25 protein-coding genes are annotated in these 22808 nt (G+C 67.7%); 13 read left to right on the top strand and 12 right to left on the bottom strand.

The annotated features are described in order from the left end of the window. Window positions 1–47 precede the first annotated feature (47 nt). Both TY25_RS36615 and TY25_RS36610 read left to right on the top strand, forming a co-directional pair. Entirely contained in the window at window positions 48–944 is an 897-nt protein-coding gene (locus TY25_RS36615; RefSeq protein WP_042264275.1) for an alpha/beta fold hydrolase, read from the top strand. Window positions 945–1000: 56 nt separating this feature from the next. Continuing rightward, window positions 1001–1768, top strand: coding sequence for a S1 family peptidase (locus TY25_RS36610; protein ID WP_370466284.1), 768 nt, complete (start codon window positions 1001–1003; stop codon window positions 1766–1768). Between the two features lie 104 nt (window positions 1769–1872). Here TY25_RS36610 and TY25_RS36605 read toward each other — a convergent pair whose 3' ends face one another. The 3 genes from TY25_RS36605 to TY25_RS36595 form a co-directional block, all read right to left on the bottom strand. Then, on the bottom strand, window positions 1873–2799 hold the full coding sequence (locus TY25_RS36605) for a carbon-nitrogen hydrolase family protein (protein ID WP_042264273.1): 927 nt from the start codon (window positions 2797–2799) through the stop codon (window positions 1873–1875). A 27-nt stretch (window positions 2800–2826) separates the two neighbouring features. Beyond that, window positions 2827–3384, bottom strand: coding sequence for a TerD family protein (locus tag TY25_RS36600; RefSeq protein WP_042264270.1), 558 nt, complete (start codon window positions 3382–3384; stop codon window positions 2827–2829). Window positions 3385–3626: 242 nt separating this feature from the next. Next, window positions 3627–4166 (bottom strand): C40 family peptidase, encoded by a 540-nt coding sequence (locus TY25_RS36595; protein ID WP_042264269.1) that lies wholly within the window; start codon window positions 4164–4166, stop codon window positions 3627–3629. A gap of 238 nt (window positions 4167–4404) precedes the next feature. Here TY25_RS36595 and TY25_RS36590 point away from each other — a divergent pair, with 238 nt between their 5' ends. Beyond that, entirely contained in the window at window positions 4405–4878 is a 474-nt protein-coding gene (locus TY25_RS36590; protein WP_014982268.1) for an NUDIX hydrolase, read from the top strand. 48 nt (window positions 4879–4926) lie between these two features. Here the strand turns inward: TY25_RS36590 and TY25_RS36585 are convergent, their stop codons facing one another. Further along, the gene (locus TY25_RS36585) at window positions 4927–5898 is read right to left on the bottom strand and encodes a G1 family glutamic endopeptidase (protein ID WP_162184252.1); all 972 of its coding nucleotides are present in this window, start codon (window positions 5896–5898) and stop codon (window positions 4927–4929) included. Window positions 5899–6351: 453 nt separating this feature from the next. On the opposite strand from TY25_RS36585, the gene TY25_RS44340 reads away from it, so the two are divergent. Then, window positions 6352–6645, top strand: a complete 294-nt coding sequence (locus tag TY25_RS44340; RefSeq protein WP_226887045.1) for an aggregation-promoting factor C-terminal-like domain-containing protein — start codon at window positions 6352–6354, stop codon at window positions 6643–6645. 2 nt (window positions 6646–6647) lie between these two features. Here the strand turns inward: TY25_RS44340 and TY25_RS36575 are convergent, their stop codons facing one another. Continuing rightward, window positions 6648–8063, bottom strand: coding sequence for a cytochrome P450 (locus tag TY25_RS36575; protein ID WP_042264263.1), 1416 nt, complete (start codon window positions 8061–8063; stop codon window positions 6648–6650). A gap of 139 nt (window positions 8064–8202) precedes the next feature. On the opposite strand from TY25_RS36575, the gene TY25_RS36570 reads away from it, so the two are divergent. From TY25_RS36570 to TY25_RS36560, 3 genes are all read left to right on the top strand, one after another. Continuing rightward, window positions 8203–8673, top strand: coding sequence for a hypothetical protein (locus tag TY25_RS36570; protein ID WP_052383432.1), 471 nt, complete (start codon window positions 8203–8205; stop codon window positions 8671–8673). 52 nt (window positions 8674–8725) lie between these two features. After that, entirely contained in the window at window positions 8726–9370 is a 645-nt protein-coding gene (locus TY25_RS36565) for a TetR/AcrR family transcriptional regulator (protein WP_042264260.1), read from the top strand. A 103-nt stretch (window positions 9371–9473) separates the two neighbouring features. Beyond that, on the top strand, window positions 9474–10439 hold the full coding sequence (locus tag TY25_RS36560; protein ID WP_042264796.1) for a sensor histidine kinase: 966 nt from the start codon (window positions 9474–9476) through the stop codon (window positions 10437–10439). A gap of 65 nt (window positions 10440–10504) precedes the next feature. Here the strand turns inward: TY25_RS36560 and TY25_RS36555 are convergent, their stop codons facing one another. The 3 genes from TY25_RS36555 to TY25_RS36545 form a co-directional block, all read right to left on the bottom strand. Next, window positions 10505–11005 carry a phthiocerol/phthiodiolone dimycocerosyl transferase family protein gene (locus TY25_RS36555; RefSeq protein WP_042264259.1) on the bottom strand — a complete coding sequence of 167 codons (501 nt, stop codon included), beginning with the start codon at window positions 11003–11005 and terminating at the stop codon, window positions 10505–10507. Between the two features lie 174 nt (window positions 11006–11179). Then, entirely contained in the window at window positions 11180–11827 is a 648-nt protein-coding gene (locus TY25_RS36550; RefSeq protein WP_042264256.1) for a TetR/AcrR family transcriptional regulator, read from the bottom strand. Continuing rightward, a complete protein-coding gene (locus TY25_RS36545; RefSeq protein WP_042264255.1) occupies window positions 11824–13569 on the bottom strand; it encodes an N-acyl-D-amino-acid deacylase family protein in 1746 nt (581 codons plus the stop codon). Before TY25_RS36545 ends, TY25_RS36550 begins: the two co-directional genes overlap by 4 nt. Before the next feature lie 138 nt (window positions 13570–13707). Between TY25_RS36545 and TY25_RS36540 the strand changes: the two genes are divergently transcribed. From TY25_RS36540 to TY25_RS36530, 3 genes are all read left to right on the top strand, one after another. Beyond that, entirely contained in the window at window positions 13708–15132 is a 1425-nt protein-coding gene (locus tag TY25_RS36540) for an AIM24 family protein (RefSeq protein ID WP_042264253.1), read from the top strand. A 169-nt stretch (window positions 15133–15301) separates the two neighbouring features. Beyond that, window positions 15302–15820: a L,D-transpeptidase gene (locus TY25_RS36535; RefSeq protein ID WP_226887046.1), complete on the top strand. Its 519-nt coding sequence runs from the start codon at window positions 15302–15304 to the stop codon at window positions 15818–15820. A gap of 101 nt (window positions 15821–15921) precedes the next feature. Continuing rightward, window positions 15922–16293 (top strand): DUF1304 domain-containing protein, encoded by a 372-nt coding sequence (locus TY25_RS36530; RefSeq protein ID WP_042264251.1) that lies wholly within the window; start codon window positions 15922–15924, stop codon window positions 16291–16293. 6 nt (window positions 16294–16299) lie between these two features. On the opposite strand, the gene TY25_RS36525 is transcribed toward TY25_RS36530, so the two are convergent. Both TY25_RS36525 and TY25_RS41045 read right to left on the bottom strand, forming a co-directional pair. After that, window positions 16300–17631 (bottom strand): family 1 glycosylhydrolase, encoded by a 1332-nt coding sequence (locus tag TY25_RS36525; RefSeq protein WP_042264247.1) that lies wholly within the window; start codon window positions 17629–17631, stop codon window positions 16300–16302. A gap of 83 nt (window positions 17632–17714) precedes the next feature. Then, entirely contained in the window at window positions 17715–18203 is a 489-nt protein-coding gene (locus tag TY25_RS41045) for a hypothetical protein (protein ID WP_052383430.1), read from the bottom strand. Window positions 18204–19227: 1024 nt separating this feature from the next. Between TY25_RS41045 and TY25_RS36515 the strand changes: the two genes are divergently transcribed. Together TY25_RS36515 and TY25_RS36510 are read left to right on the top strand one after the other, a co-directional pair. Next, window positions 19228–20172, top strand: coding sequence for a glycoside hydrolase family protein (locus TY25_RS36515; RefSeq protein WP_052383477.1), 945 nt, complete (start codon window positions 19228–19230; stop codon window positions 20170–20172). A gap of 417 nt (window positions 20173–20589) precedes the next feature. Then, window positions 20590–21081, top strand: coding sequence for a DUF4254 domain-containing protein (locus tag TY25_RS36510; RefSeq protein WP_226887507.1), 492 nt, complete (start codon window positions 20590–20592; stop codon window positions 21079–21081). 44 nt (window positions 21082–21125) lie between these two features. Here the strand turns inward: TY25_RS36510 and TY25_RS43050 are convergent, their stop codons facing one another. Continuing rightward, entirely contained in the window at window positions 21126–21281 is a 156-nt protein-coding gene (locus TY25_RS43050; RefSeq protein ID WP_156055175.1) for a hypothetical protein, read from the bottom strand. 35 nt (window positions 21282–21316) lie between these two features. Next, window positions 21317–22156, bottom strand: coding sequence for a DUF72 domain-containing protein (locus TY25_RS36505; protein WP_042264242.1), 840 nt, complete (start codon window positions 22154–22156; stop codon window positions 21317–21319). 59 nt (window positions 22157–22215) lie between these two features. Between TY25_RS36505 and TY25_RS36500 the strand changes: the two genes are divergently transcribed. After that, the gene (locus tag TY25_RS36500; protein ID WP_014982251.1) at window positions 22216–22638 is read left to right on the top strand and encodes a PPOX class F420-dependent oxidoreductase; all 423 of its coding nucleotides are present in this window, start codon (window positions 22216–22218) and stop codon (window positions 22636–22638) included. Window positions 22639–22808 lie beyond the last annotated feature (170 nt).

Here is a 22808-nt window from a genome sequence, read left to right as displayed (position 1 = left end):
CGGAGTGGCCCCGCGATGGGCGGATAGGCCGTAATGTCGCATTTGTGATGCCGAATCTGGTCCACATATGGCGCGATGGCGGGCAACAGGTGCGTACCCGAGCGGGCTCGGTGTTCGTCCGCTCCGCGCCCGGTGACGGACCGACCGTCCTTCTGCTGCACGGATACCCGTCCAGTTCGTTCGACTTCCGCGGCGTGGTCGACCGGCTCGGCGGGCGTGGCTGGCTGGCCCTCGACTTCCTCGGCTTCGGCCTCTCGGAGAAACCCCGGCCGCACCGCTACAGCCTGTTCGAGCACGCCGATACCGTCGAAGACGTGGTCGCCGCGCTCGACCCGGGCCCGGTCGTGCTGCTCGCGCACGACATGGGCACCTCCGTCGCCACCGAGCTGATCGCCAGGGACATCGACGGCACGCTCCCCTTCCCGCTGGAGCGGGCGGTGCTCGGCAACGGCAGCATCATGCTGGAAAAGGCGACGCTGCGGCCGATTCAGAAGATCCTGCGCGGCAGGCTCGGGCCGATCGCGGCCCGTCTGGCGAACCGGACGATGTTCACCCGCGAGTTCGGTGCGGTGTTCTCGAAGGCGCACCCGCTGACCGAACGCGAGGCCGCCGCGCAGTGGGAACTGCTCGCACACGCCGACGGCCACCGGATCGCCCACCTGCTCACCGCCTACCTGGACGAACGAGTGACGCACGCCGAGCGCTGGCACGGCGCGATCCGCGACTGGGGCAAGCCGATCGGCTTGCTCTGGGGCACCGCGGATCCGGTCGCCACGGTCGAGGTCCTCAAAGGGTTACGCGCACTGCGCCCCTCCGCGCCGGTGATCGAATTGCCTGGCCTGGGCCACTATCCGCAGCTCGAGGACCCCGAAGCGTATGCCACCGCGGCGCGCCGACTGCTCGGCATCGACATCAGCCGCGAGCACCCGATCATCCGCCCCTGAGCGCGGCGGGCGAATTCGACTGCGCCATACTCTGTTTGGAATCGGTCGACCCGGGAATGCCGCGAACACCCGGTGATACGGCGCCGGAAGTCCGACCAAGAGGAGTCCTGCTCGTGACCCGAACCGCCCTCGCCCTCGCCGCCGCAGCAGCTGTACTCGGCGCTGCGCCCGTTGCCGCCCAAGCCGCGCCCGCTGTCGCGCACCCCGATTCGGCGCTGGCCCCGGCCGATTCGACCGTCGGCACGAATTCAGGCCCGGCGATCGGCGGTGGCTCCGGCATCGTGGTCGACGGACGCGCGGTGTGCACGTTGACGACCATCGGACGCGACAGCGCGGATCGGCTGGTCGGACTGACCGCCGGACACTGCGGGAAAGTCGGCGCGACCGTCGTGGCCGAAGCCGACCCCGACTCCGGTGTGCTCGGCCGGTTCGTCCACTCCGATCCGGCCCTCGATTACGCGGTCATCGAATTCGACCGAGATCGCGTCGATCCGGTGAACCGCATCGGCGGCACCACCATCACCGAACTCGGCGCACCCGCGCAATTCCCGGCGATCGTGTGCAAACGCGGCTCAACCAGCGGCACGAGCTGCGGCGTCACCTGGGGTGACCTCCGCGCGAAAAACACCGAAACCTGGACCCAAATGTGTGTGCTGCGTGGCGATTCCGGCGCCCCTGTCGTCCTCGGCAGCACCCTCGTCGGCATGGTCAACGCCTATTTCGCCGTCGGCTGCTTCGGGCCCGAGGTCGGCACCACGATCAGCGCCATCATGGCCGACCTGAACGCGCGCAACGACGTCGGTGCCGGGTATCGGCCCGTGTGAGCGGCGCACCCCTTCTCACCTCGCGCACCCGTTTCGTGTTCGCGCACCCGCTGTGGCGGGCCATAGGGGGTGCGGGAACACGAAAGGGGTGCGCGAATCGGCCGCTAGTCGAGGAAGGTGGCGGGGGTGCGGCGGTGGCGGTTCACGGTGACGGAGAAGATGTCGGGTCGGGCGTAGTGGCCGGTGGGGTCGAAGTTCTGGCGTTCCTTCGCTACTTCGGCGGGGTCCAGGTCGGCGAGGATCAGGCGTTCGGTGCCGACGACCGGCTCGACCAGCCAGGTGCCGTCGGGGGCGGCGACGGCTGAGCCGCCGTCGTAGCCCGCCGGTTTGTCCAGGGCCGAAAGCTCTTCGTACAGGGGGAAATCGGTGGGCACGTCGGCGTAGTCGAGGACGGCGCCGACCGCCAGGGAGTACACCCGGCCCTCCAGCGCGATGAAGCGGGTGATGTCCTTGGTGTTGCGAATCGAGCCGGGCCAGGTGGACACGTGCAGCGTCGTGCCGTCGGCGTAGAGCGCGTGCCGCGCCTGCGGCATCCAGTTCTCCCAGCAGGACAGGCCGCTGACCCGGAACACACCGAAATCGTGCGCGCGCAGGCCATTTCCGTCGCCGATGCCCCAGACCATCCGCTCCTCGTGGGTCGGCATCAGCTTGCGGTGCGCGCCCACGATGCCGCGGTCCGGATCGATCGCGACCAGCGTGCAGTACACGGTGCCCCGGACGCGCTCGGTGATGCCGAGGTAGCAGAACACGCCCAGGTCGCCGGCGGCCGTGCGCACCGTGTCCAGCTGCGGGCCGTCCAGGGTCACGGCAGCACCCAAATAGTAGGCGTAAGCGGCCTTTTGGGCCGGATTGTCGAAGCGGGCGCCGCCTGTTCGGGCCAGCCAGATCGGATAGCCGGACAGGAACGTCTCCGGAAACGCCACCAGCTCCGCACCCGCCGCCGCGGCCTTGGTCAGCCAGTCCACCACGATCTTCGTGCCCGCCGTCGGGTCGAGCCAGGCCGGGCGGGCCTGCGCCGCAGCAATCCGCATATCCCCGATGGTAAATGGCGCACAGAACTAGCGCAGGTACGCGACGGCCTGCGGTACCGCGTCTGCCAGATGACTCGCGTAGATGCCCGCGCCGATTCCGGCGTAGTACCAACACTGCTGGGTGCGAACGAGTTTGCCGATCACCAAGCCGGTGTGCTGACCCCCGCTCAACAGGTAGCGGGTGAGCTCGACCCCCGAAGTGGTGTCCAGCACACGGCAATACGCGTTCTCGATCCGGGCGAAACTCTGTCCCGAGTAGGACGTCGCGACGAACAACACCGTGGTCACCTGCGGTGCGACCAGCGTCAGGTCCACGGTGATCACCTCGTTGTCACCCGCGCCGGCCCCCGTCGGATCGTCCCCGCTGTGCGCGATCGCGCCGTCACGCGAGGCCAGCTGCTCGTGATAAACGGTGTCCACCAACGCATCTGCGCTGAACACCAGCGCGGCCGAATTCACGTCGATCCTGCTGTCCGCGGTCACCGAGCCGTCGACATCGACCCAGACCTCGGCGGGATCCCACCCCAGCGAGACGCCGACGTGCTCCAGCGGCAGGCCCGCGGAGTCGACCAGAGCTATGGACACCGGGTGTCCCCTTTCGCAGGGGCGACCACGGCAACCAACTACCGCAACGCCGTCTATCTCGATATCTATTCGGCGAACCCGTCGTCGTCCGGACCGGTGCGTCCCCGAACCGCCCGCTCGCCGTTGAGCGGCTCGTCGCCGTTGACGAGGTCAGGAACCAACCTGTCCGACCGCCGAAGCGGCCCGCCAACGGCGACATACCCCGGTCTGCCGCCTTCAATCACAGAACGACCAGTCTCGAATCAGAAGCGCCGTGCGCCGGCGAAGGGCATGGAAGAGATCGGCGCGATCGTGACGCCGGTGCTCTCGGTGCCGGCGTGAATGACGTTGCCGTCGCCCGCGTAGAGCCCGGAATGTCCACCGCCGTTGAAGGATACGAGATCACCGAGGCGCAGGTCGGCCTGCGCGACCGGGGTGCCTGCGGCAAGTTGGTCACCACTGGTGCGCGGCACTTCGCGACCGGCCAGGCGGTAGGCCCACACCACCAGGCCGGAGCAATCGAACGCGTCGGGGCCGGTGCCGCCCCAGCGGTAGGGCGAACCGAGTTTGGTCCATGCGGCGGCGAAAGCGCGTTCCGCGATCGCGCTCGGCGCGATCCCGTGTCCCGCCGCGATCTTGTTCTCGACCGGCTCCTCGACCGCGCCGGCGGCGCCGGACTGCGGCCTGGCCTGCGCCGGCGCAGCGGCGCCGAACAGCGAACCCACGGCGGCGGTAGCGATCAGCGCGGTCACCACGAGGCGGCGTCCACCCCGGTCGACTCGCGCGATATCGATGGATTTCATCGTGCGTTCCTCCGATCTCCGTCGACGACCGGCGGGGAGAACCACCGGCCCTGAATGGATTTCGAGAACACCCTGGTGTTTGTGATTCCATCGGATCCGAATGCCATATTCCGCCTCTTCGGATAAAACACCAAGCCCGACACGCGGCCTATAACGAATCAATTACCGAACAGATCTCCGTGCAATCACAGGAAAATCTCATAGCAATCTCCTGCCTGACCTGCCCTACTGTCGTGCCATGGCGACTCCTGACTTCATCCGAACCATCCGTGCCGACGCGGGCACCCAACTGCTCTGGTTGCCCGGGGTGAGCGCGGTGGTGTTCGACGACCAGGGCCGGGTACTGCTGGGGCGACGCGCCGACAGCGGCCGGTGGGCGATCATCGCGGGCATGCCCGAGCCCGGTGAAGATCCGGCCGCGTGCGCGGTCCGCGAGGTCTACGAGGAGACGGCCGTGCACTGCGTCGCCGAACGTCTCGTCGCGGTGCGCGCGATGCCGCCGCACACCTACCCCAACGGCGACATCTGCCAGTTCATGGACATCACGATGCGCTGCCGGGCGGTCGGCGGCACCGCACAGGTCAACGACGACGAATCACTCGAGGTCGGCTGGTTCGAGCTCGCGGCGCTACCGGAATTGCCCGAGCACGAATCGCTGCGCCTCGCGCACGCGCTGTCCGACGGCCCGGCTTGGTTCGAACCGGCACCATGAAAAACCCCACCCCGGGGCGAGCCGGGGCGGGGCGCAATCCGTGCCGCGCTAGCGCGCGATGGTGAACGCGGTGCCGCTCTTGGCAATCGGACCGGGACTGAGCTCACCGTTGGTCGCCCCGATGGAATAACTCACCGGTTCGAACGCCGAGAGCGGCTTGCCGTCGATCTTCACGTTGGTGAAATTGATCGGGCTGAAATCCGGCAGGGCGCTGTTGAGCTGGCCTTCGACAATGATTTCGGCGGTCTGCGCGGGGGCGGTGGAATGCGCGACGGTGGTGCGCGACCAATTCTGGGTCACGTTCGCGACGGTCATCGTGTAGGCCGAACCGTCGAAGGTCACCGAGGCCTGCATCTTGTCGCCGGGGGCCATGGTCACGTCGGGATAGATCACCGGGTTCGCCGGATACGCCTCCCACAGGGCCATTCGATACGTCTGCTGCGCACAGACCGCCGCGCCGGGCGCCGAACCGCTGCCCACGGTCTGGCACGCGCCCACCGCCGCCTGCCCGAGCTGGGTGTTCACGCCCTCGGCGGCCCGGACCGCGTTGCGGAACCAGGTGGGATTGTTCGCGATGGTCGCGCTGGCCAGGTTCACGATGGCCAAGCCGGGCAGCGAGGCGATCGCACCCGCCACGCTGACGCAGATGGCTTCGGCACCGGTCTGCATGAGCGGCAACGCCTGTTTGCCGTCGACCACGGTTCCGTTCAAGCCGACCCAGGGTACGACCCGCTGGATGACGCCGGTGTCGGTGCAGGACACCTCCGGCTCGACCCATTCGGCGGAGACGCTTTTGAAGTTGCCCGTCACCACGTACCCGGCCCAGTTCGTGCCGCGAATGCGCGGTGGCGAACCGCCCGGCGGTTCGTCCGGTGCGGCGGGCACCGAGGTCGGGGAGGCAGGCGCGGGCGCCCGGTCCGCCGAGGCCACCGGCGGCGAGAGCAACGCCGCGACGATCGCCCCCACCACCGAGGCGGTGAGACGGCTTCGAATTCGCGTCCGACCCGGGCTACTCATCATGAACAGGGACAATAGCCCATAGGCATCACTGCCGCGCGCCGCCGCGCGGCAGTATTTTGGCAGGTCGCAGCGGGTTTCGTGGGAACACGAACAGAGCTGACCTGGTTCCCCGGCGATCACGCGGACCGGCGTGTCGTCCGCGCGTCGACGACGGGCGACGCGCCCGAAATTTCCCATTCGATACCCGGACACTCCGGAGTGGCTGCACCACCGCGTCGATCACCAGTGATTTGCTGAATTCGCAGCACGGGCTTCGAGCTTCAACCATTGAAGGCGAAAGGACCGACGATGCGGTACGTCATTCCCACCCTCGCAGCAGCCGTATGTGCACTTTTCCTAGGTACGGCCCCGGCACACGCCGTGGCCACCGACTGCGCGGCCGCCGACGCGCCGGCGATCTGTGCGACCCCCTCGAAAGGGGGACAATTACACCCCGCCGGTTCGGTCCTCTCGATGCCGCGCGCCGCGGTGAAAGCCTTGGCGATGACCATGGTGCCACCGCACCATTTCTGGGCATTCGACAACATCATCACCCGCGAAAGCGGCTGGAACGTTTTCGCGGTGAATCCGGAAAGCGGCGCCTACGGTCTCGGTCAGGCGTTACCACCGGAAAAGATGGGAACCCACGGCCCGGATTGGCAGTTCAACCCGGTCACCCAGATCCGCTGGACCTACGACTACATGAACAAGCGCTACGGCAGCCCGATCGCCGCCTGGGACTTCTGGCAGGCAAACCACTGGTACTGAACTCAGCCGACCGCAATATCCCTGCGCCGGGCGATCATTCGCAGACCGTGCCGCGGCCGCAGCGTCAACGTGGCCTCCGGCGTGACGGGATGCCCGGGCACCAGATCGAAGACGAAGCGCTGACTCATCGCCGCGGTGATCAACACCGACTCCATCACGGCGAAACTCGAACCGATACAGATGCGCTTGCCCCCACCGAAGGGGAGGTAGGCCGAGCGCGCCCGCTCGCGGCCCGCGCCGGGCAGGAAGCGCGCCGGATCGAACTCCTCGGGATTCGGCCACCAACGCGCATCGTGGTGGATGTGATGGGTGGAGATCACCACCGTGGTGCCCTTGCGAATGTGATGCCCGTCGATCACGTCGTCCGCGATCGCCACCCGCGGAATGGCCCATGCCGGTGAGAAATAGCGCATCGCCTCTTGGAAACAGGCTGCCGTCCAAGGCAATCGGGGCAGATCAGCGGCCGTCGGACGACGCCCGCCCAGCACCGAATCGACCTCGTCGAGCAAACGCGTTCTGGCCGTGGGGTTCAGCGCGAGCAGATACCACATCCAGGACAGTGCGTTCGCCGTGGTCTCGTGTCCGGCCAGCATGAAGGTGAGCGCTTCGTCGCGGACCCGGCGCACCGGCAGGCTGCCCTGCTCGTCGGCGGCGTGCAGCAGGTGATTGAGCAGATCCGGGCCGTCGGTGGGATGCGCACGACGGTCGTCGACGACCTGCCAGACCTCCCGGTCCAGCGTCCGCGCGATCCGCTGGATGCGACGAAACGGCGGCGGCAACGGAACCGGCGTCAGCGCCACCCAGGCGACCGCGCGCCAAGCCTGTTTGGGCGGCGCCGCCACGATGAACAGCCGCTCCAACCGTTCGGCGAACCGCAGACCGTCGGTGACCAGCGGCGACATGCCCACCGCGAGCCGGCCGAACTGCCGGCCGAACAGCGCGTTGCCGACGACGTTGAGGGTGAGTTCGACCATTTCGCCGACCATGTCGACCTCGACCCGGCCATCCTGCGCGTCGAGCCGGGCGATGCTCGCCTCGATCGGCTCGAGCATCAGGTCGATCAGCCCGTGCAGGTGCCGTTTGGCGAACATCGGCGTGAGCATCGTCCGGTGGCGCTGCCAGGACTCGTCCTCGTCGGTGAACAGGCTGACCCCGAGCAGCGCCCGCAGGATCTCGTATTCGAAGGACTTGTGATACTTCGACCTGCCGGCGTGCAGCACGTGGTCCACGTAGTCGGGGTGCGTGAATGCGACGAAACGCCTTGTGCCCGCACGGAATCGAAGGATGTCGTGGCCCTTCGTCCGGCCGATCATCCCGCCCTCGTAGTCCAGGCCGATGGTCAGCGCCTCGATCGTCGCGGTGAGCGTGCCGGTGCGGGCCGAGGTCTTCGGCCGCGGCGCGGACGTGGTGGTAGCCATCAGGTCTCCTGAGTCGCGCGGACCGAGGCTCTCTACCAATTGGTGTCGTGTGACACCATTGTCCGCACCTGCCACCAGTTTGTGACCGGTCACGCCGAATGTCAATGGTCGCGGGGCTTTTGCTTCTACGCTTGACCGCGTGCGTCGGCTGCTCCTGCTCTTGCTCGTCCTGCCCACCGCCTGCGGTACCGAGGCGCCGCCCGCCGCGCCGCCACCGCCGCCCGCCCCGACCGCATACGTCCGCACCCCGCAGGATTGCGCGAAACTGACCGTCACCGCGTCGACCGTCGAGCCGGGTATCGGCTACATCCTCGGTACGCACGCCGAATGGCTGCCCAAGGGGCAGTTCATCCGCATCAGGGTGGCTATCGTCAACACCGACAACACTTTTCACACCACACGGCCGGCCGACTACCAGCTCGACGACACCGCGGACGCGGCCCATCCGCCGAGCGTGGACGCGATGGCGATCAAGCGGCAGCCGACCGAGCTCACCCTCGGCGCGGGCAATCGCCTGGAAATGGATCTCTGGTACGACATTCCGGCGAACTCAGGGCCGCGTCAGCTGCGGGACGCGGTGTGCGCCAACACAATTCCGCTGCCCAAATGAGCCCGCCGGACCACCGACCGATCGGTCGGACTTATCGCGATAAACTGGACCGATGGCGCAGAGCACTCCGGGCGACGGACGCCGGGCCCGCGGCGATCGCGCACGGACCGTCGTGCTGGACGCCGTCATCGAGCTGGCCTCTGTCGAGGGATTGGACGGATTGAGCATGGGCCACGTCGCCGCCACGGCGGGCGTGAGCAAATCCGGGCTGTTCTCCCTCTGGCGAGACAAAGAAGAACTGCAACTAGCGGCCATCGAGCGCGCCCGGCTGCAGTGGGCGGAGCTGGTCGTGGCGCCGGCCTTGCACGCGCCGGCCGGTGTGCGGCAATTGTGGGCGCTACACGAAGCGCGGCTGCGGTTCTACACCGATAAGCAGCTGCCCGGCGGCTGCTTCTTCGTAGCGATCCAAGCCGAGTTCGACGACCGGCCCGGGCCGGTGCACGATCGCCTGGCCGAACTGGCCCGCGAATGGGATGTGTTCGTGCGGTCGATAATTCGCGACGCGATCGAGTCCGGCGAACTCCGGCCGGAGACCGATCCGGGCGTGCTCGCCTTCGAACTCGACGCCCTCGGTTCCGGCGCGGTCCCGCGCTCGCGCCTGCTGAATTTCGAGTCGGCGTTCGCGCAGTCGCGCGCCGCGGTCCTGTCGCGCCTGCGGGCGCTGTGCACGGACCCTGCACTGCTGCCGGAGTCCTGAGCCGGGGCCGGGGCTGACAACGCGCCCCGCACCCTGGACACTGGACTGGCAGAGCCAGATGCGCCGCGTCGGCCTCCTGCCCGAAATCGAGGTAGACCAACCGATGACCAGCACAGTAGCCGGGCCGCCGAACACCGGGCAGTTCGTCCATCCGGCGCTGTTCTATCGCGATGCCGAGGAATACCTGGCGGGCACCATCGGGTTCATTCGGGCGGGACTGGCCGAAGACGAGCCGGTGGCCGTCTCGGTCCCGGGGCCGAACCTCGCGCTGATCCGGGACGCGCTCGGCCCGGACGCGGCCGCGGTGCAACTCATGGACATGACCGTCGAGGGCCGCAACCCCGGCCGCATCATTCCCGGCGTACTGCGTGCCTTCGCCGATCGCTACCCGGCCGGACGGGTGCGGATCATCGGCGAACCCATCTGGGCGGGCCGCTCTGCATGGGAGTACCCGGCGTGCGCGCAGCACGAGGCATTGATCAATGCCGCGTTCGCGAGGCGCGAGGTCAGCATCCTGTGCCCGTACGACACCACCGCCCTAGACGCGACGGTGCTCACGGACGCCACCGCGACGCATCCCACGCTGATCGACGGCGACGGCGAACGCGCCAGTGCCGCCTACGATCCCGACCATATCGTCAGCCGGTACAACGAACCGCTGCCCGCTCCCCCCGCGGCCGTACCTGTCATCGCCTTCGACGCCGCATCGCTCACCGGCACCCGGCACCGCGCGGTCGAGTTCGCCCGCCGCACGGGCATGAGCGCGGACCGCCTCGTGGATCTCGAGCTGGTGATCGGGGAAACCACCACCAATTCGGTGGTGCACGGCGGTGGCCGCGGCACGCTCGCCCTGTGGGTGGACGGCACGCGGATGCGCTGTCAGATCCGCGACGCGGGACACATCAGCAACCCCCTCGCCGGCCGCGTGCCGCCGCAGCCGTTCCAATTCGGCGGGCGCGGACTGCTACTGGTGAACCAGCTCGCCGACCTGGTCCGCATGCACACCGGCGGGCACGGCACCACGCTGCAGGTGGATCTGCAGCTCGACGCCCCGGTCAACGGCCGATGAAGTTCGCCTTCCGCCGCTCGACGAACGACTGAATGCCTTTCGCGCCGTCCGCGGTGGCGAACACCCTATCGAACGTCCGAAAGCCGACGATGCACCGCGGCCACGACCGCGTGGGCGCGGTCGTCCGGTTCTGACGGCAGCATCAGGTCCACGCTCAACCGCCCGTCGAAACTCGTGATCACGAAGTTGAGCGGCAGTCCCGACTCGGCCGGCGCCACGCCGACCACCGGGTTGTACTGGAACATCGGCCGGAAGTCCGTCAGTGTCAATTCCGGCGGATGCCGCAATGTCGGTACCCGGCCCCAGTTCGTGCCCAATGCCGAGGCGCGTGCCCGTTGCAGTTCGCGGATCAAGCCGAGCCCGGCGAACTCCCCGGCCCGGCGGTGCACCGCCCGATCGGCCAGGTCGGCGGCGAGTCGCGCGTTGATCGAGCGGGCGATGTCCACCAGTTCGAGCGCACCGTTGTCGGGCCGGTACAAGACCGGCCCCAGCGCGTTCGTGACTGCCGTGAAGGCGACGGGCGGCGCGACTCGCGACCGCAGATCGACCGGAAACATATACAGCACACGGTCGGCGCCAACTGTCGAATCGCTTGTGTAGCCGTCATGCCCGACCTCTCGGAGTCGCTGGAACGGTCGCCGGTACAGCACCGGCACAGGCCACGCTACAATCTGACCGATCGGTCGTACAGTCTCGTGCTCAAGCTCACAGAGCGCTGATCTGCGCCCCGCGAGGTGGTCTCAGGAACTCGGCTCGATGCGCCCGTGCTCGGCGATCAGATACTGGAAAACACCGGAGAAGTATTCGATGCGCGCGTCTTCGAGTTCCGGCCGCGGATAGGCGGCACGCAAGATCGCTTCACCGTCGAACATGTGCACGATCGAGGTGACCAGCAGGCGGGCGATATCCGCAGGCACCGCCGGCGTCAGCGCGGCGACCGCGACGCGTTCGACATCATCGATCAGCGCCTTGGTCACCGGCGCGAGGCGAGCGCGCAGTTCCGGTTCGGTGCGCGCGGCCACCAGCAGTTCGAACCAGACCGTGTTGGTTTCCTGCCGGATCTGATTGCGTGCCCGGTGCAGCACATGCGTCACGTCCAGTGGACGATCGGCCTGCTCGCGGGCCCGGATGTTGTCGAACGCGCGCATGTGCCGGCGACCGACCTCCTCCGCGGCCGCCACGACCAGGTCGATCCGCGAGTCGAAGTGCCGGAAGATACCGCCCTTGGAGACACCCGCGCGCCGGCTGATCTCGCCGAGCGAGGCGTTGTGGTAACCGATTTCGGCGATGGTCTCGATGGTCGCCTCGACCAGCTTGGCGATGGTCGAGGCGCGCCGTTCGGCCTGGGTCCGGCGCAGCGCCGGTGGTCGTCGCTGCTGTTCGCTCACCGGGCCAGTGACCTGAGGAAACGACCCGTGCGCCTGGTGCCGAGGGCAGGCGCGGCCGTGCCGTCGCCGAAGACGTACTCGCCGCCGATGAAGACGGCCGAGACCGCGCCGTCATTGCGATTCACCATGCGGGACAGGTTGTCATACTGCGCGACCGGGCTTTCCGCGTAGTCGTCCAGCGTGGCGTCCAGGTGCGCCGGGTCGATCACCACCAGATCGGCGCGATCCCCCTCGCGCAGGTGGCCCGCATCGATGCCGTACCAGTCCGCGAGTTCACCGGTCATCCGGTACACCGCGCGCTCGAGCGAGAGGAACGGTCGGCCCGCCTGCTCCGCCTCGTGCACCCGGCGCAGGAAGCGCAGCCCGAAGTTGTAGAACGCCATATTCCGCAGGTGCGCGCCCGCATCCGAGAAGCCCAGTTGCACACCGGGATCCGCGCCCAGTTTGGCCAGGAACTCCGGCCGGTGGTTGGAAATGGTGGTCCGCCAGCGCACCTTGGTGCCGTGCTGGAGCACCAGATCGAGGAACGCGTCCACCGGGTGCAGGCCACCGCGCTCGACCCCCACCTGCCCGAAGGTCTTGCCGATCACCGAATCGTCCGGGCAGGCGACGATTTCGGCGTCGAAGAAGTCGCGATGCCACACCCGCATGCCGAATTTCGCGTCGTAGTCCTTGCGGAACTGCCGCCGATAGGTCTCGTCCTGCAGCAGCGCGTTGCGCTCGACCTGATCGGCGAGGTGCAATGCCGCTGCGCCGGAACCGAATTCCTCGAAGATCACCAGATCGATGCCGTCGGCATAGACCTCGAACGGCACCGGCAGGTGCTGCCAGCGGAAATCGCCGCCCAGCGCGTTCAACACGCGCGCGAGCGGTCCCATGATGTGCACCAAGGCCGGGTTCGCCTTGATGTCCGCGGCGGAGAGCAGCGTGGTCTTCAACTGCTTACGGAAAATGCCCAAGGTGCTCAGTGTCATCGCGGCGATGCTGCGCACCGACGCGATATCGGGACCAGCCTGCAGGATTCGCCCGCGCTTGCGCAGAATCGCGTTGAGCCGACGGCGTTCTCGCGCCTTGGCATAGGTCGAGGGCAGCGTCCGGGACCGGCAGGTGTCACCGTCGAGCTTGTCGAACAGCAATTGCTGGGCCGACATTCCGACGAACCCGGCATCGAGCGCTTCGGTCAAGGCCGCTTCCATCGCGGCGAGTTCGGCCTCGGTCGGGCGCACGTCTGCGCGGGTGGCCCGGTCCAGCCCCAGCAATGCGGTGCGGATATCGGAATGTCCCAGCATCGCGGCGATATTCGGCCCGAGCGGCAGCTCCTCCAGCGCGGCGATGTATTCGCGCGCCGAACGCCACGTCTTGGTCTGCTCGACCGCCTCGATGACGTGCCGGCGCGGGATGGCCTCGACGCGGCCGAACAGGTCGCCCGCGTCGGTGGCGCCGACGTGCACGGTGGACAGCGAGCACGACCCGAGCAGCACCGTGGTGATGCCGTGGCGCACGGACTCCGACAGGGCGGGCGTTTTCAGCACCTCGACGTCGTAGTGCGTGTGGATGTCGATCATCCCGGGCACCACCCACTTGCCCGCGGCGTCGAGGACCCGCGCGCAGCCGGTCTCGTCGAGCGGGTCGGCCGAGACGGTGACCACGCGGTCACCGCGGAGTCCGAGATGGCGCACCGCGGAGGCGGAGCCTGCCCCGTCGAACCAGCGGCCGCCCTTGATGATGGTGTCGTAGCTCACTCCAACATTGCAACCGATCGGTCACTAACTGTCAATGCCCGGACGCTCGGCGCTCCGGCGCGGGTGGTAGCGCGCGGGACGAACTCGGGACACACTTGATGCCGTGAATCGGATGGCATTCGACCCGGGCGGGTCGCGATGACGGCCCTGGCTCGCGGGGAGAACCGGCCCGCACCTGCCGATCGGATGACGGTCACCGTCGCCTGCGCCGCCGGGGTGGACGTGTCGGCGCTGTTGCTCGGCACGGACGGACGGGTCCGTTCCGACGCCGACTTCGTGTTCTTCAACCAGCCGGTCGGTCCCGGCGTCACCTACCGGCACGGCAGCGGCCGCGGCGACATGGTGGACGTGCAGACCAGCGCCCTGCCGGCCGATGTGGACAAGGTCGTCGTCACCGCGAGCCTGGACGGCAGCGGACCGGCCACCTTCGCGGGCGCGGGCACGCTGCTGTCCACCATCGGATCCGATTCCGGGGCACTGACTTTCCCGATGGACGGACTCACCACCGAGACGGCCGTGGTCTGCGTGGAGATCTACCGGCGCGGCGGCGCATGGAAGGTGCGCGCGGTCGGCCAGGGCTACGACAACGGCTTGGCCGGTATCGCGACCGCGTTCGGCGTGAACATCGACGACGAGCCCGCGCCGCCACCGAGTCCGCCCGCCGCCGCGCCCGGTTACGGACAGGCACCGCCCGCGACGCCACCGCAGTACGCCGCACCGCCCCGATATTCCGCGCCGCCACAGCAACCGGCCGCACCCCAGTACCCTGCGGCGCCCGCCTACCCGCCGCCCGCCGCGCCCGCACCTCAGCAAGGAGCACTGCCGATGCAGAGCGATCTGTTCAACCCCAGCCACGCCGAAGTCACCGGCGTCGGTATCCAGAAGCAGGGCAGCAAGATGATCAAGGTCGCCGTCAACGGCGAGGTCATGGCGCGGGCCGGCTCGATGGTCGCCTACCAGGGCGACATGCAGTTCAAGGCGCTCGGCTCGGGCGGCATCGGCCGCGCCATCCAGCAGCGGCTCACCGGCGAGGGCGTGCCGCTGATGAATGTGTCCGGCCGGGGCGATCTTTTCCTCGCCGACAGCGCCGCCGACGTGCACCTCATCGATCTCGACGGCTCCGACGGACTCACCATCAACGGCTCCAACGTGCTCGCGTTCGATACCTCGCTGTCCTACAACATCCAGCGGGTGCAGGGCGCGGCCGGCGTCGCCAGCAACGCGGGCCTGTTCAACTGCGTCTTCACCGGCCGCGGCCGGATCGCCATCACCACGCACGGCTCGCCGGTGGTGCTGAACGTCGATCAGCCGACCTACGCCGATCCGCAGGCCGCGGTCGCCTGGTCGTCGAGCTTGCAGACCGGGATCAAGCGCAACGACTCGTTCGGTCTCGGCAGGCTGATCGGCCGCAGCACCGGCGAGGGTTTGACGCTGTCGTTCTCGGGTCGCGGCTTCGTCATCGTGCAGCCTTCGGAACTGCCGCCGGGCGGCCTGCTCGGCGGGACCGGCGGCGGTCAGCAGGCCGGGCAGAGCGGCGGCGCATTGGGGGGATTGTTCGGCTAATAGCGGGATAGTTCGGCTAACAATTCGCGCGCCGCGATTGACCACGTGCGCACCGTCCGCGATGATCTCAGCACCTCGGATTTCTGGAGCTTTTGCGACGAGGTACTCCTATTCACCCTGGCATTCGGCACGCAGTGTGGCGGCAAGGCGAAGAGAGGTCGGAAATTTGATGAGCAGTAAGCGTTTTCGGAATTGGGCGGTCAGATCCGTGGCGGTGGCCGGGGTCGTGGCGGCCGGATTCGCCATGACGGCCACCGCGCAGGCCGAACCGCTATGGCCCGGCGGCCCCGATATCGGCACTCCGGCGATCATCCAGCCACCGCCGCCCCCGCCGGTCTACGCGCCGTGCACCGCGCCGAAGACGCGCGCGTGCATGCGGCTGTCCACCAAGGAAGTGTGGCTGATGGAGGACGGCAAGACCATCTACGGTCCCAAGCCGATCGAGATCGGCAGGCCGGGCTACGAATCGCACGTCGGCGTCTTCGACGTCGATTTCAAGCGGGAACACTTCTGGAGCACGATGCACAATGCTCCGATGGAATTCGCCGTCTTCTTCGACGGTGACATCGCCACCCACATCGGCCCGCTCGATTCGATGTCCCACGGCTGTATCCGAATGAACCCCGACGCCGCCGAGGCGACCTACCGCCACCTCGAGCCGGGCGACATCGTCCAGGTCGTGGAATAACCACCCGGCACCGTTCATGACCCGAAACGGGATGTCCAGCACGGACATCCCGTTTTCTTTCACCCGGCCGGCCCCGGCCCCTTCGAGGAAGCGAGTCGATCGTGCGCGTAGCAGCGGAGATCCTGGTCGGGCTGGTCGCGGCCCTGCACGTCTACATCCTGGCGATGGAAATGTTCCTGTGGACCACGCCGCGGGTGCGGGCGGCGTTCGGCAGCTCCGCCGAATTCGCCGAGCAGACAAAGGTGCTCGCGGCGAACCAGGGACTGTACAACGGTTTTCTCGCCGCCGGTCTGATCTGGGGATTGCTCGCCGCGGACCCGGTCGGGCATGCGGCGATGATCTTCTTCACCGCCTGCGTGGTTGTCGCGGGAGTCTACGGCGCTGCCACTGCGAGTCGGCGAATTCTGCTGGTACAGGCGTTGCCGGGCGCGATCGCGCTCGTCGCCGTGCTCGTCGCGGGCAGCGACGGGTAGTCGGCGTTACGGGACCGGGCCGGGATCGGTGCAGCCGTTGTACCAGTCGACGACGTGGCAGGGGGCGGGCTCGCGGGTCGGTTGGTAGTCGGCGGGGACGCCGCCGTCGCCGATGATCGCGGTATAGGTGGCGACGGCGTCCGTCGGCTTGCGGGCCAGACCGGGATCGACCGCGACGTCCACCTGGTAGAGCCCGAATCGCGGTGTGTAGCTACCCCATTCGTAATTGTCGGTGATGCTCCAGTAGTTGTAGCCGATCAGGTTCATGCCATCGGCCTTGGCCCGCTGCAGCCAGTAGATGGTGTCGCGCAGATGGTCGCTGCGGGTGTAGCCGTCCAGACGAGGCGTGCCGTCCTCGGTGGGCATGCCGTTCTCCACCACATAGAGTGGCTTTCCGGGAAACAGTCGCGAATACCGTTGCAGCGCATAGTAGATGCCTTCGGTCCGCAGCGGTAGCTGCCACATGCCGATGGACTGCGCGTCGGCGATGGCTCGGGCCGGGGCGGACACGCTGGACGGGGCGGCGCCGCGCGCGAAGTAGTAGTCGACGCCCACGTAATCGAGCCGGTCCCGGATCTTTTCGATGATCTGGCCGTTGGCCTGCTCGTCCTCGCCCGCGACATAGCCGAAGTTGCTGGTCACCTTCGCCGTACGACGCTTCTGGTGGATGTAGTCGTAGATCGCGTTGTGCGCCTCGACGACCCGGTCCTCCATCACCCGCTGGTCGGTCTCGTTCTTGTGCACCTCGTGCATGATGTAGGCGACCGGCTCGTTGATGGTGACCCACAGGGGATCTCGCCGGTCGTACCGGTCGACCACCTTCTTCATGTTGGCCAGCCAGTGTTCGACCATGCCGTCGGAGTCCCAGCCGCCCTCGTCGAAGGCCCAGCCCGGATACACCCAGTGATCGAGGGTGATCATCGGCCGCATGCCCGCCGCGACGATCTTGGCGACCACCTTGTCGTAGAACGCGAAACCGTCGGCGTCCCACTGGTCCGGGCCGGTCGGTTGCAGCCGTGCCCACTCGATACCGATGCGGAACACCTTGACGCCGAGCGATTTCGCGAGATCGATGTCGGCGGCGTACCGGTCGAAGAAGTCGATCGAGTTCCCATACGGGTCCAGACCTTCGTCTTCGATGTAGTTGGTCCAGTTGCTCTTCGGTACATGGCCTTCGGATTGAAAGCCGGACGCGGCGACGCCCCACAGGAAATCCGGTCCGAGCGCGGGCACGCCTGCCGCGGGTCCCGGCGGCACGGCCACCGCCACGCCGGGCACCAGCAGCGCAACCAGCGAGGCCGCGACCGCGTTCGCTGCCCGCCGAGTCCAAGTACGCATAAACCGTGAATATAACCGGAAGATAGCTGAACTCGGCGCAGGCCCGCTTCGCCCGGCGAGTTCGCGGACCCCCGGGGCCGCGGCTAGCTGCGATCGATGCGTGGGATCGACACGGTGTGCGGGGCACCGTATGCGCCGTTGCTGACCGCCGCCGCGGCTTCCTCTGCGGCCGCGGCCAGATCGGCGATCGCCACATCGTCCGGGGCGAAGGCGGCCGCCTTCGCCGCCTCGAGCGCCCGCGCGGCCGCCAGTTGCACCCTGGTCACGGCCTCGGCGGCGGCCACGGCGTAGCAACTGACCTTCAGGGCGTGGTTCGCCGTGACGTAGGCATGCCAGGCGGCGTCCCGGGCGTTGTCCGCCGTGGCTACCGCCCGCGCGGAACCGTACGCGGAACCGACGTGTTCGAGTACCTTCTCCCGGTTCACCGCCCGCCCGCTCGCGGCGCCGGCCCGGTTGGCCGCGCTGTCCGACCGGGCCTTCGCCTGCGCGAGCAGGTCACGGGTGATGTCCGGCTCCAGCAGCGCGGTCGCGCCGGCACCGCCGGAAAGCAGTGGAATGACCTTGCCTACCAACGGGACCCGCCCAGCGCCGGTGCCACGGACCTCTCCGTCATCAACGAACCTCCTCGGTCGACAGTCGGACGCCGGCCCGCCGATGGCCACCACCGCCACCCCGGACCAGCCGCAAGGAAACAACGTGAAATAGGGATATTCCGTCTTGAATGTGACGGAAACATATCGATGTCATTTGCCGAACGCGAACAACATGAAGGACCGGAAGAAAGGCTAGCGCACCAGTCCCACTCGGGACAAAACGCCTGAGCCGACGCGCCGGAGACATCGCCCGGAACGACCGTCGCGGACCGCATCGACCCACGTCACCCGGCCGACAGTCGCCTGAAATTCTTTCCATCCGAACGTAGTTGGGCTACGAAGGCACTGCGGGCCGCGGCGGCTCGGGGCCGTGGCCCGAGCAGATCCACGGTCGATCTGCCCCGAAAGCCGACCGCTGTCCGCGAAACACAAGCAATCGCCCTATTGTTGCGAATTCGATACACAGGACCAGCTGGAACCAAGGGCATTCGAACCCGACGATGGCCCGGATAGGAAGAATTCCGCAGAGCATCGCCCCGCGTCAGATAAATCACCGGTATGCGCGTGAGTCGCGCGGCAAATGTCCGCCGCCGAATACACACCAATGAGGCCCGAGGATTACCCGGGCCTCATCGGACTGTGTACAGCGATAGTGAGCCGCAGGGGCGACCACGACCCACTCTGCGGAGCTGTCCCGAACTGCGTGGGACTCCACCAGATTACCCACATTCTCCACGTTATGGGGCGATTCCGGATGGAATGATCCCCTGACCCGGCATATGCCGGAAAACGCACTATTGCATTCGGAATAGACCACACATTGTGGTATGAACCCATCGTCGAAATAGGCCATCCGGCCATTACTGGACACTTGTGCAATTCATATATCCGCTGGTCTCCACTGATTTCCGCGCCGTCGGCGCAGAGCCGGTGAACTGCGCCAACCGCGGCGTGTCGGCAAGTGCGACGCACTCGGCGCTGGATAATTCCTCTGGTGGCAGACGTGCCGATGAGTCGCAGATCCGCGCTGGCCTTGGCGGCGGCGGTGCCGATCGCCCTGTGCGCGCCGCATCGGGCCGCGGCGGCCGGACCGATCGTGCGGTACACGATGACCGCGTTCACCGACGCGAGCGAATCCGATTTATATGTCTACGAATCCGCCGACGCGCTGAACTTCGAACTGCTGCGCGGGCCCGCCTATCGACCACCCACCGGGCTCCTGCGCGACCCGTCCGTCTTCCGGCACGTCGATCGCGCCTACTACCTCGCCTACACCACCGCGTGGGAGGGCCAGACCATCGGCTTCGCGCGCAGCACCGACCGGCGTACCTGGAATCACCTGTACGACTTCACTGTTCCGATACCGGGCGTGACCTCCACCTGGGCGCCCGAGTGGCTGATCGACGCGCAGCGACGGGTGCACGTCCTCGTCTCACTGTCCGACGGCTGCTCGTTCACCCCGCATCTGATGACCGCCACCGACCGATCGCTGCGCACCTGGACCGACCTCACTCCGGTGTCCGTCCTGCCGCCACCGGACGAACCGGCCCCCGTCGATACACCGGGACCCGATGGAAAACCCTGTTCGCTCTACGGCTATATCGACACCACCGTCGTGCGGCGCGACCACCGCTACTACGCGTTCACCAAGAACGAGACCACCAAATACGTCGAACTGGCGGTCGGCGCCGAGCCGCACGGGCCGTACACCCTGATCAGGACCGGCGATTGGGCCGGTTGGGGCAGCCCGCGGGAAGGCCAATGCGTGGTTCCGCTCCCAGCTGGTGGGTGGCGGATCTTCCTCGACTCCTACGACGAAGGCAAATACTTCTACAGCGACTGCCGCGACGACTTCACCACCTGGACCGAACCCCGGGAGCTGCCGGGCCTGTCGGGCACCGTCCGGCATTTCACGGTGCTACCCGAGTACGGCAGGGAGTCCGGCTGAACGACCTGCCGCGCACCACCTTTCGACACGGACCTCGTTCCACCCCGACCCCGGGCCGATTGCGGAGGCATAACCGAAGCGGCCAAACCGGGGGCATTCTGACCCGAATCAGACTTCCGGCGAGCCGCGCGGCGGACGAAACTGGTACTCGCATCCGACGTCGGGCGCTCTGCTCCCTTATCTCGGGTACGCACAGAACGACCGGCCGAGCTTCGAGGACATGGCTGGTCGCCGGCGTCGGGTGCACCTCGACCGTCGCCAGGGAAGGCCTACCTTGCCCACGCCATCGGACATCCGAGAGCTGCCCGACACGTATCGCCGCACCCGTTCGTCGCGGCCACCACTACGCGGCGAGGCTCGTGCGGGTGGCGTTTGCCACCGGCACGCCCGGCGGCGGCGCGACCCCCGCTGTTGACCGTGCAGACCGCCGACGGACCGCGATCGCGCCTCCTGCCGATCGAGGGCAGCGGACTCCGCCCGATCCTGCCGGACTGGCACGAGCTGTCGGCCGCGCTGCGGCTGCAGATCGGCGACCGGCCGGGCGACCACCTGGTCACCCAGCTGGCCCGCGCGTTGGCACAGTTGCACCACACCCGTCGCGCCCAACCCGAGCGGGCCGCCGAAATCGACCGTCGCCGAGGTGACATCGTCACGGTGATCGACGGCTGGGTGGCCAAGCAACTCGCGCCCCGGCAGCCACGAGACCGGGCGACCGCCTCGCTCGGCGGCGCGGTCGACCGGATGGCCGCCGCCCAGATTCTCGCCGACCACCTGCTGATGACCGCCGAGAACGTTGCCGAGCAGCGCGTGCACGTGGCCTGGTCGCGGCTGGCCGCGCTGGCGAACGAGTGGACAGATCTGGTTCGCGAGGTCGGCGCGCGCCGAACTCGCCCGATCGAACGCCGATAGGTGCGCTCCACGAATTGCGTTGCCGCCGGGAAAGCCTCGGCAGATCAGGTCGGGAGGGTCCAGAAATATTCGGACAACGGGGGCAGTTCCGCGGTGTCGACGAGCGGATCGACCCGGAGTAATCCGATGAATTCTTCGATCGACTCGTACCGCGCCAATATTTCCTCCAGTAGTCGGCGCGCGCCTTCCTCCGGTTTCATGAGCCGGTTATGCCCGGCAACGGACCGGACAAACGTCAGAACAGGGTCATCGGTTCAACCGGTACGGGCTGCGGCAGCGGTGCCAACTCCGGCACCCGCGCCGCGACCTCCTCGTGGAAACGGCGGGCCAGCGACACGGCGTCGGCATTGTCCGGGGTGTGGATGAACACGGTGGGTGAACGTCCTTCGCGCAGCCACTGCGCCACCGTGCCGAGCCAGGGCTGCCACCCCTCGACGGTGCGTTCGATCGCGGCGCGACCGTGATACCGGACGATCGGATGCTCGGTGAGCGCCCGGGTCCGGCGCGGCACCCGCGGCTTCTTCGACCAGGCCTCCTGTTCGGTGGGGCCGATCGGTTGTCCGTCGAACAGCGTGGTGGTGTCGAAGGTCACCCACTCGGCGCCGAAGCGGCCGAGGACGCGCTCCAGGTGCGTCGCGGCGTGCTCGTTCTCGAAGAAGGCGCGGTGGCGGACCTCCACGGCCGGGCGATACCCGCCCGGCAGCTCACGCAGGAATCCGGCCAGCGTGCCGAGGTCGGTCGGAGCGAACGAGGCGGGCAACTGGATCCACAGCGCGTGCACGCGCGAGCCCAGCGGTTCGATCGCCGCGAGGAAGGCGCGCAGTTCGGCGTCGGCCTCGGCCAGCCTGCGCTCGTGGGTAATCGACTTGTGTACCTTCACCACGAACCGGAAATCGGGTGCGGTCTGCCGGGCCCAGGACTCCACGGTGCGCCTCGCCGGTACGGCATAGAAGGTCGTATTGCCCTCCACCGCGTTGCACCGCTGCGCGTACGCCGCGAGCCGGTCCCCCGAGGCAGGCTGCCAGTCCTGCCAATTCGCGTGCGTCCACATCGCACATCCCACGTGAAGCCGCATGCCAGCGACGGTAGTACAGCGCCGGGAATGAAAGGGACGGCCCCGAGGTAGGACAACACATGAAACTCGACGACTCCGCTCGCGCGCTCATCGGTGCCGGCGCCGATGCCACCCTGGTCACCCTCAACCCCGACGGCAGCCCGCAGGTCAGTCTGGTCTGGGTGGCGCTGCAGTCGACTCCGGACGGCGACGAACTGGTCACCGCCCATCTCGGCGAATACAAGAAGGTACGCAATGTCCGCCGCGACGGCCGGGTCGCGGTGACCATTCAGGCCGCCGAACGCGGCGAGCTGATGCGGCCCTACCTGTCGATCACCGGCACCGCCCGGATCGTCGAGGGCGGCGCACCGGAACTGCTGAAGGAGCTGGCGGCGACGCTGGCCGATCCCGGCGTCGACTTCCCACCCGCCGACGCGCCGCCCGGCCTGCTCACCCGGATCCGCATCGAGAAGGTCGGCGGTATCGGTCCCTGGGCATCCTGACGAGGACTTACGCCACCGCATCGGCAAAATATTGCTATAGTGGCAATTAACTCGCCGACCCCTCGAATTATGCAGTGTGGCAGAGGGTTTCGTGTCGTGAGTAGTGGATCGCGGATGCCCGGGCAATCAGCGGTCCGGTAGCTGCTCGGACGGAACGTCAACCTTGGGTC

The organism is Nocardia brasiliensis NBRC 14402, assembly GCF_000308475.2.
GTDB lineage: Bacteria > Actinomycetota > Actinomycetes > Mycobacteriales > Mycobacteriaceae > Nocardia > Nocardia brasiliensis.
This window is presented reverse-complemented; position numbering and strand designations above follow the sequence as displayed.

Bases quoted from the DNA above. Each gene is read 5' to 3' on its own strand.
- TY25_RS36615 (WP_042264275.1), top strand. From the start codon at position 48: ATGCCGAATCTGGTCCACATATGGCGCGATGGCGGGCAACAGGTGCGT.
- TY25_RS36610 (WP_370466284.1), top strand. From the start codon at position 1,001: ATGCCGCGAACACCCGGTGATACGGCGCCGGAAGTCCGACCAAGAGGA.
- TY25_RS36605 (WP_042264273.1), bottom strand. From the start codon at position 2,799: ATGCGGATTGCTGCGGCGCAGGCCCGCCCGGCCTGGCTCGACCCGACG.
- TY25_RS36595 (WP_042264269.1), bottom strand. From the start codon at position 4,166: ATGAAATCCATCGATATCGCGCGAGTCGACCGGGGTGGACGCCGCCTC.
- TY25_RS36590 (WP_014982268.1), top strand. From the start codon at position 4,405: ATGGCGACTCCTGACTTCATCCGAACCATCCGTGCCGACGCGGGCACC.
- TY25_RS36585 (WP_162184252.1), bottom strand. From the start codon at position 5,898: ATGATGAGTAGCCCGGGTCGGACGCGAATTCGAAGCCGTCTCACCGCC.
- TY25_RS44340 (WP_226887045.1), top strand. From the start codon at position 6,352: ATGCCGCGCGCCGCGGTGAAAGCCTTGGCGATGACCATGGTGCCACCG.
- TY25_RS36575 (WP_042264263.1), bottom strand. From the start codon at position 8,063: ATGGCTACCACCACGTCCGCGCCGCGGCCGAAGACCTCGGCCCGCACC.
- TY25_RS36565 (WP_042264260.1), top strand. From the start codon at position 8,726: ATGGCGCAGAGCACTCCGGGCGACGGACGCCGGGCCCGCGGCGATCGC.
- TY25_RS36560 (WP_042264796.1), top strand. From the start codon at position 9,474: ATGACCAGCACAGTAGCCGGGCCGCCGAACACCGGGCAGTTCGTCCAT.
- TY25_RS36540 (WP_042264253.1), top strand. From the start codon at position 13,708: ATGACGGCCCTGGCTCGCGGGGAGAACCGGCCCGCACCTGCCGATCGG.
- TY25_RS36535 (WP_226887046.1), top strand. From the start codon at position 15,302: ATGAGCAGTAAGCGTTTTCGGAATTGGGCGGTCAGATCCGTGGCGGTG.
- TY25_RS36525 (WP_042264247.1), bottom strand. From the start codon at position 17,631: ATGCGTACTTGGACTCGGCGGGCAGCGAACGCGGTCGCGGCCTCGCTG.
- TY25_RS43050 (WP_156055175.1), bottom strand. From the start codon at position 21,281: ATGAAACCGGAGGAAGGCGCGCGCCGACTACTGGAGGAAATATTGGCG.
- TY25_RS36505 (WP_042264242.1), bottom strand. From the start codon at position 22,156: ATGCGGCTTCACGTGGGATGTGCGATGTGGACGCACGCGAATTGGCAG.
- TY25_RS36500 (WP_014982251.1), top strand. From the start codon at position 22,216: ATGAAACTCGACGACTCCGCTCGCGCGCTCATCGGTGCCGGCGCCGAT.